Source organism: Moraxella boevrei DSM 14165, assembly GCF_000379845.1.
Classification (GTDB): Bacteria; Pseudomonadota; Gammaproteobacteria; order Pseudomonadales; family Moraxellaceae; genus Faucicola; species Faucicola boevrei.
In genome coordinates this window covers 26,933-34,423 of sequence record NZ_KB903786.1, presented here as the reverse complement: position 1 = coordinate 34,423, position 7,491 = coordinate 26,933, and the positions used below count along the sequence as shown (strand labels likewise).

At 40.5% G+C, this 7,491-nt stretch carries 6 protein-coding genes and 1 pseudogene; 3 read left to right on the top strand and 4 right to left on the bottom strand.

Annotated features, from left to right (window positions below):
- From A3G3_RS0107170 to asd, 3 genes and pseudogenes are all read right to left on the bottom strand, one after another.
- A pseudogene (locus A3G3_RS0107170) lies at nt 1–941 on the bottom strand (hypothetical protein); the annotation flags it as partial.
- 57 nt (nt 942–998) lie between these two features.
- Entirely contained in the window at nt 999–2,417 is a 1,419-nt protein-coding gene (locus tag A3G3_RS0107165) for a type IV pilus assembly protein FimV (RefSeq protein WP_019519859.1), read from the bottom strand.
- Between the two features lie 225 nt (nt 2,418–2,642).
- The gene (asd, locus tag A3G3_RS0107160) at nt 2,643–3,788 is read right to left on the bottom strand and encodes an aspartate-semialdehyde dehydrogenase (protein WP_019519858.1); all 1,146 of its coding nucleotides are present in this window, start codon (nt 3,786–3,788) and stop codon (nt 2,643–2,645) included.
- A 293-nt stretch (nt 3,789–4,081) separates the two neighbouring features.
- Here asd and A3G3_RS0107150 point away from each other — a divergent pair, with 293 nt between their 5' ends.
- Nucleotides 4,082–5,170 carry an endonuclease/exonuclease/phosphatase family protein gene (locus A3G3_RS0107150; RefSeq protein WP_019519856.1) on the top strand — a complete coding sequence of 363 codons (1,089 nt, stop codon included), beginning with the start codon at nt 4,082–4,084 and terminating at the stop codon, nt 5,168–5,170.
- A gap of 18 nt (nt 5,171–5,188) precedes the next feature.
- On the opposite strand, the gene A3G3_RS0107145 is transcribed toward A3G3_RS0107150, so the two are convergent.
- Nucleotides 5,189–6,049 (bottom strand): EamA family transporter, encoded by an 861-nt coding sequence (locus A3G3_RS0107145; RefSeq protein WP_019519855.1) that lies wholly within the window; start codon nt 6,047–6,049, stop codon nt 5,189–5,191.
- A 293-nt stretch (nt 6,050–6,342) separates the two neighbouring features.
- Here A3G3_RS0107145 and ribH point away from each other — a divergent pair, with 293 nt between their 5' ends.
- Both ribH and nusB read left to right on the top strand, forming a co-directional pair.
- Nucleotides 6,343–6,846 carry a 6,7-dimethyl-8-ribityllumazine synthase gene (gene ribH, locus A3G3_RS0107140; RefSeq protein WP_019519854.1) on the top strand — a complete coding sequence of 168 codons (504 nt, stop codon included), beginning with the start codon at nt 6,343–6,345 and terminating at the stop codon, nt 6,844–6,846.
- 3 nt (nt 6,847–6,849) lie between these two features.
- The gene (gene nusB, locus A3G3_RS0107135; protein ID WP_019519853.1) at nt 6,850–7,380 is read left to right on the top strand and encodes a transcription antitermination factor NusB; all 531 of its coding nucleotides are present in this window, start codon (nt 6,850–6,852) and stop codon (nt 7,378–7,380) included.
- The last annotated feature ends 111 nt before the right edge of the window (nt 7,381–7,491 follow it).

The following is a 7,491-nucleotide window of genomic DNA, read 5'->3' as shown; positions in this document are numbered from 1 at the left end:
AAATCAAAGTCAAATTCTGCTAAAGCCTCTTCTTCAATCACAGGTGTAGGAGCAACCGGTGGTTCGACTTTTTCGCTTGGTAAATCAAAGTCAAACTCCGCTAACGCCTCTTCTTCAACGCTTGCAACAGGCTCATCAACCACGGGGGCAGCGGTCGATGTTGTAGGAGTGCTGTTTATGTTGCTGTCTAGGTCAAAATCAAAATCCATGCTCACATCTTCAAGCACAGGCTCAGCTTTTGTTGCAGGAGTAAGGGTTGATGTCGCAGGGGTGCTGTTTATGTTGCTGTCTAGGTCAAAGTCAAAATCCATGCTGACATCTTCAGCAGGAGCAGACGCAACAGGTTTGGGTGTGCTGACAGGCGTTGGTTCATCAAAGCCCATGTCAAATGCCAAATCTTCGGTTTCGGTAACCGCAGGAGCAGGTGTACTGACGACAGGGGTAACGCTTGGGGCAGGTTGGCTGACGCCTTGGCTAAATGCTAACTCTTCATCTACCAAGCGTTTTAAATTTTGGGCTTGTGATGTGGTGAGTGGGTTGTTTAAACCGACAACCGTTGGGTAAAATTTGTTAAAACTTTCATAATCTTTTGACAGTGCAAAGGTATTTAACAGCATAAAATAAACGTCACTACGCGTGGGGTTATTTTTGATAGACTGTTTTAATACTTTGCCAGCACTGCTAAAATCTTGTTGGTTAATAAAATTTTGTGCTTTTAACAAATCATCATCTGCCGTAGAAACAGGGGCAGGGGTTGGCTGTGGATTTAGGCGTTGTTGTTCTAGCTCAAGTTGTTGCTCTGCCAACGTTTTTGGACGGTTGTTTAACGCCTGTGGCTGTGCTGAATCGGTAGAACCATTACGGTTTTTCAAAAAGAAAAATACACCTGCGACGATTACCAGAATGATTACAGCGATAATGCCCATCATCATTGGACTCATGCCTATCTCCTCATTTATATTTTTTTATATCATTATGAAATAAAAGTTTAAAATCGTTTATTTTTTGTTCAATTCTTTTAAACGTTGTTCAAGTTGTGCCAATTTTGCGTTTTGCATTTTTAAGCGTTTTTCTGCATCCATTAAACTTTGGTTAAGCGAGCTAACCTTTGATGCTTTTTGGGCAGTGGCTTGGCGTTTTTGTTGGACTTGATTCACCACTGGGACTGTGCCTGAGCCTTGATTACTGCCTTTTTTGCTACCTTGGGCTGAGCCTGCTGTTTGGCTTGGTGCAATAATTTGCATTTCGCTCTTTTTACGGGTAGTCGGTTTTTTCACCGTCTGTTTTTTGACAGTAGTTGTGGTATGTTTTGGTTTAGTCGCTTTGTAACTATCTTTTTTGCTAGATTTTTTAGCGGTTGTTTGTTTTTTGGCAGTTTGACGAGCTTCATTTGCCAATTTTGCCCCGAGTTGTGACGGCATCACTTCGTATTTTGGAATTTCAAGTTCTGCGTTAACTTGCAACTTGCTTGGGTCATTATTTTTAAATGCCGTTGGGTTAGCTTCAACGATTTCTTTCATCACATCGTTGACGTTTTTGTTGTTTTGTTTGGCAAGCTGATTGGCAATCGTCCAAAGGTTGTCATTACGCTGAATGACGTAAGTCACTGTGCTGCCGTCCGTTTGGGCGGTATTATCAGTCGTAGTAGCAACAGATACTTCGTCTGCTGTCGTTGGTTTGTCTTGAGTTTGTAGTGGGGCTATCGGTTGCTCTGTTAACGGTGGGAGCGGAGCAGGGGTTGCACCTGCAGGATAGACCAAACGTTTTTCTTCTACTACCAAATGGTTGGTACGTTCTGCGTTTAAGGTTTTTTCTACCAATGGTTCAACGGTTGCTGTTTGAATAGGTGGCGTGATTTCAGGGGTATCTATCGCCAATTGCTCAACGCTAGGAGTTGCCGTAATAATCGGCTCTTCAACAACGGTTGGCTCAGCACTTACGCTAGGTAGTTGCACTTGATTGTCTTGTCCAACTACAATTGGAGCAGGTTCAATTTCTACAAGAGATGTCTCTGATTGGGTAATAATGGCTTGTGAATTGTCAATTGGCATGAGCAAGGTTTTTGGCAAAGTTTTGACATCGCCTTTATTGTTAATATCCAACACCACGTCGGTAAACGGACTTGCCACAGGTTGCGTGGTTGTCATCACGATTTTACCACCATTGCTACTGGTCGGTTCAAAACGCACGTTAATGTCGGTATCCTTTGACAAACCCAATTGACGATACGTGTCAGGATTGGCAACTTTTACCGAAAAGTCAGCAGGGTCAACATCGGTAACATTAATCGTCGCGTTCAATGGCTGATTTTGTTGCGATTGAACATAGGTGTCACCAATGTTTACCGCGTACGAAATAATCGGTAACGAAAGCGGTAAACCTAAAATAAGTTTAATAGAGCGTTTTTGCCAAGACATAACAAAATCCTTGCCGAAAGTAAATATGTGTAACAGTAAGTGTCTGTCATCTATAAATTAAGTGCCTTTATAGCAAAATTTGCGATAAATTGCTAGTATAATTGTTTTATAACGGCACTTTTGTCGGATAAAACAACATTTTTTTGACAACGTGACAAAACACGTCAGATTTTGACGTGTTTTTTTACACTTTGGTTACAAAATGCTAAAAAATTGTGTCATAGTTTATAACTTACCACGCAAAATAGCAAGTGTTCTGCGTAGTGGCTCAGCTGCACCCCACAAAAGTTGGTCACCAACGGTAAAGGCCGTTAAATATTCATCACCCAAATTCATTTTACGCAAACGACCGACAGCCACTTTTAGCGTGCCTGTGACGGCAACAGGGGTCAAACGGTCAACGGAAGCAGATTTTTCGTTTTCCACGACATCAAGCCACTCATTACCGCTTGTTTTTAACGCATTTTCAATTTCTTCTAATGGGATATTTTTCTTGAGTTTAATTGTTAAACCCTGTGAATGGCAACGCATTGCTCCGATACGCACGCACACACCGTCAATTTTCACGTGGTTGTCATCGCTATTGCCCAAAATTTTATTGGTTTCAACCAAACCTTTCCATTCTTCTTTGGATTGACCGTTGTCAAGTTGCACGTCAATGTACGGAATTAAGCTACCTGCCAGTGGAGCTCCAAAATATTGTTTTGGAAATTCGCCTGAGCGTTGTAACTCGGCGACCTTGCGGTCAATGTCTAAAATCGCCCCTGCGGGATTGTTCAACTCGTCTGCCACACCATCATGGATATAGCCCATGCCTTTGATAAGCTCACGCATATTGTTCGCCCCTGCACCGCTAGCCGCTTGGTAAGTCATGGCAGACACCCATTCTACCCAGTCACGGCGGAATAATTCGCCAATCGCCATGAGCATTAAGCTCACCGTACAATTACCACCGATAAAATCTTTTTGACCTTTGGCGATGGCTTTATCAATCACATCACGATTGACAGGGTCTAGCACGATAATACTGTGGTCTGCCATTCGTAGCGAGCTTGCTGCATCAATCCAATAACCTGTCCAACCGCTATCACGCAGTGGCTGATGCACCGCTTTGGTATAGTCGCCACCTTGGCAGGTGATAATCACATCGCATTTTGCTAATTCTTGGATATCATTGGCATCTTTTAACTCACTTTTGCCCAGTTTGTCAAAGGTTGGTGCATCGCCACCTGCATTACTGGTTGAAAAAAACACAGGCGTAATGCCATCAAAATCACCTTCTGCCAACATCCGTTCCATTAACACAGAGCCGACCATACCACGCCAACCGACTAAACCTACTGTTGGATTGTCTTTTAAAACATTGCTCATAACGATACCTTCATTTTTTTAATAAAATCGAAAAAATAAAATAGCAACTGTGTAGCTTGCCTTGTTTTTGTGTAATTTGCAAGTGAAATTTTTTTGGTAATTAGCGTTGAAATTGTTATGATTGGTTATTGATGACAATTTGACACGATTTTTTGGTGTAAATTTTGGCAAAACTGGCGTATTATGATATTTTTTGGCATTATTTAATTAGCAATTTTGCAAATTGTGCCAAAATTGATAAAAAATTCTTAAACAATCTTTAAAAAACTTAGCAAAATGGGTGAAAAAATTGAATGTTATTGTTGGTTGAAATTTTAGCAGGCTTGGTGATATTTGCAACGATGTGGTCGTTTATCCCCAGTTTTTACTGGTGGGTGCGAGTGGCTGATTTCCCCCGCATTCAGTTGATTTTTATTGGATTTTTTGTATTGTTTGGATTAATTGTTTTGGCAGACTGGCAGGATTGGACAACGTTTGCTTGGGCGGTTGGTTTGGGTTTGGCATTAAGTTTACAGTTGTACATGGTGTTGCCTTATACATTTTTGTGGAAAAAACAAGTACAAACTGCGGTAGAAAAACCTGATGCCCATCGGATTACTTTGCTGGTTTCTAATGTTCTAACGCCCAATGAAAACAAACAAGCGTTGATAAATTTGGTCAAACAACATCAGCCAGATATTTTACTTACCCTTGAGAGTGATACCGCTTGGGAGCAGGCGTTAAGCGAGATTGAGCCTGATTATCCGTATACAGTCAAAGTGCCGTTGGATAATTTATACGGTATGCATTTATATTCCAAACTGGAATTGATTAATCCGCAAGTGCATTATTTGGTGGTGGGCGATATTCCGTCCATTCACACCCAAGTGCGATTGGATATGGGTAAGGTAATTTGGCTATATTGTTTGCACCCCATGCCACCAAGCCCGACGGAAGCAGACAAATCAGTGACCCGTGATGCTGAGCTGTTGATGTTGGGGCGATACATTGATGTCCAAGATACTGTAATAGTGGCAGGAGATTTAAATGATGTGGCATGGTCGCATACCACCAAGATGTTTCAGCGAATTTCAGGCTTGCTAGACCCACGCATTGGGCGACATTTTATTAATACTTTTCATGCCGATTTACCGTTTTTGCGATGGGCGTTAGACCATGTTTTTCATAGCAATTATTTTACGTTTGTGGCGATGAAGCGTATGCCACATATTGGCTCTGATCACTTTCCTGTGTTGACAACGTTGCAATACGAACCCGAAACCAAACACGAACAACCCGAACCTGAAGCAACACCAGACGACCATGCTGAGTCGCTCACTACGATTACCGAAGGTTTGCAAGAAGGCAAAGCAATGGATATGCAACGGGAAAATAATTCATAATTTTATTAAAATAATTGATTAAAAAAACAAAACAATCACACTCAAAATCGCCAAGCCAACGCCCACCGCATTCATTTTGCTTAACCGCTCGCCAAATAAGGCAAAACCTGCTAAACTCGCCACCGTTATTACGCCCACATTCATACCTGTAAATACCAAACTGGGGGTTTCAGATAAGGCTTGATGAGCCTTAATATAAGCATAAATATTGCCCATATTTAACACGCCTAGTAGCAAGCCCCAAGCCAAACTTTCACCCTTCCAAGCTGTTTTTTTTGCTACTAAATACACGAGTAACCCAACAAATGCCAAGCCAAAACTCACCAACAAAGTAACAGGAAATGAACTGCCTTGTTTTGCTACTTGTTTAAACAAAATATCTATCACGCCATAGCCAAGCCAAACACCGACTAGCCATAAATAATTGTTTTTATGGTTAAAATTTTTGGTTGAATGGTCTGATTTTTTGAACAAAAGAGCGATTAACGCTAAAAAAGCCAAACCAATCCCAAGCGATTTTTGTCCGCCAATGGTTTCGCCAAAAATCAATACGCTAGCAATAATCGGCAAAATCAAGGATAAACGTTGGCAAGCATCAGTCAAAATCACCCCAGAGGTTTCAATCGCTTTACCCAAAATCACAAAAACGCTTGGCAACAATACGCCCAACGTCAATATGATGGTTAAACTAACGGAGTGATTTTGCAAAACATTGCTTAGTTGGCTAAAGTCAGGCTTTAACAAAAGCAACGTCAAAAAACACGCCGTAGGGTAGCCGAGTAAAATGGTTTGACGCATATCAAGCTGACGTTGTCGCAGAAATTTGAGCAATAGTGACACACTGACGCTACAAAAAACGGCAAGGCAAAGGTATAACATAGATTTCCTGTTGAGTAATTTTTTTTAAATGTGAAATTGTAACAAAATATGTTGATTTTTCAATCAAATTTTAAGATTTTATTTTTTTTGTATAATTTTTTGCTAGTTTTTTAAAATTAATCAACTAAATTTTATTTTTATCCTTAAATTGTAACAAAATATTTAAATAAAATATTTAAATAAAGACTTTTTTGTTTTTTTTCATCGTTTTATTGCAGTTTTTTCAGATTTTTTGCCAAAAAAATGGTATAATAGCGGATAAATTTTTGACAAAATAAATTAAGGTAACGATTATGGCAAATGTTCAAGTAGAATTGGCTCAAGTCCAACATATCAATGGTGATTTACACCAAAATGAAACCGTTCGTATCGGCTTGGTGGTCGCACGTTTTAACAGTTTTGTGGTAGAGAGCTTGGTAGGTGGGGCGATTGACACGCTGATTCGTCATGGTGTGGCGGGTCGTAACATTACCGTGGTGCGTGTTCCAGGGGCGTGGGAGATGCCTTTGGCGGCTGCACGTTTGGCAGAAAGTGATAAATTTGATGCGATTATCGGATTGGGTGCGGTTATTCGTGGTAGCACGCCACATTTTGATTTTGTTGCAGGCGAGTCGGCAAAAGGTTTGGGAGCGGTGAGCTTAGATTATGATATTCCTGTGATTAATGCGATTTTGACGACAGACAGCATTGAGCAAGCTATTGAGCGTTCTGGCACAAAAGCGGGCAACAAAGGCTCGGAAGCAGCAGTGACGGCTTTAGAAATGATTAATGTTTTAAATCAAATTGCGGTTGAGTAATCTATGTTAGACGTTGAAAGTTCACAAAAAAACCAACAAAATTCTGAAAATCAACCACAAGCAGTGCATTATAAAACCAGTTTGACTGCCATTCGCAAGGCTCGTCGTTTTACCGTGCAAGGCTTGTATGAGTGGCTTGTGAGTAACAATTCGGCTCACGAGATTGAAGCTTACACACGGGCACAAAATGCGATGCATACCGTGCATTTGGGTTATTATCATGAATTGTTGAGTAAAATCATTGCACAAAATGAAGAGCTGATTGATTTTATTGATGAAAATCTTGACCGTCCTTGGAGTCGTTTGGATAAAGTGGAACAAGCGGTGTTGTTGGTTGGTTTGTATGAGTTAAAATATCGTTTAGAAATTCCTTACAAAGTCGTGATAGATGAAGCCATTCAGTTAAATACCCATTTTGGTTCAACCGATGGGCATAAACTCATTCATGTGGTTATGGATAAGTTGGCAAAACAGCTAAGAGACCCTGAAGTACAGACAGATTTGAGACAATCTCAAAAGAAAACAGAAGGTTAAAAAAACAGAAGATTGGAAATAGGGGCGTAGTGATTACGCCTTTATTGTTATCAAAACATTTAAGCCAAAAGAATTATTTTATTTTAGCAAAAATTCGCTAAACTATATTGT